3 tRNA genes are annotated in these 515 nt (G+C 49.3%); all 3 read right to left on the bottom strand.

The window, feature by feature from the left end:
• A tRNA-Gly gene (locus HUS62_RS22440) sits at positions 1-76 on the bottom strand.
• Positions 77-180: 104 nt separating this feature from the next.
• Positions 181-267: transfer RNA gene (locus HUS62_RS22445), tRNA-Leu, on the bottom strand.
• A 39-nt stretch (positions 268-306) separates the two neighbouring features.
• Positions 307-382, bottom strand: a tRNA-Gly gene (locus HUS62_RS22450).
• Between the last annotated feature and the right edge of the window lie 133 nt (positions 383-515).

Below are 515 nucleotides of genomic sequence, written 5' to 3' on the forward strand. Positions count from 1 at the left end.
TGGAGCGGCACACGAGGCTCGAACTCGTGACCTCAACCTTGGCAAGGTTGCGCTCTACCAACTGAGCTAGTGCCGCAAATTTGTTTCTGTCAGTATTTTGTCCGTTGGTGCACAACCTTGGGGTTGCGATGATAACGTTCTGGCAACTGAGTTAGTGCCGCAAATTTTTCTTTATCAAAATGGTGCCCGGGGCCGGACTTGAACCGGCACGCTGTTACCAGCGAGGGATTTTAAATCCCTTGTGTCTACCAATTCCACCACCCGGGCATCGGGTTTGCTATTTAAAGCAAGTGGATAAAGCTAATATGGAGCGGCACACGAGGCTCGAACTCGTGACCTCAACCTTGGCAAGGTTGCGCTCTACCAACTGAGCTAGTGCCGCATCATATTAGCTCTAATATCATTTTTATAACTACATTTGGTGTTGTAGTTAACCACAAATGGTGCCCGGGGCCGGACTTGAACCGGCACGCTGTTACCAGCGAGGGATTTTAAATCCCTTGTGTCTACCAATT

The organism is Pseudoalteromonas sp. 0303 (assembly GCF_013349995.1).
Classification (GTDB): domain Bacteria; phylum Pseudomonadota; class Gammaproteobacteria; order Enterobacterales; family Alteromonadaceae; genus Pseudoalteromonas.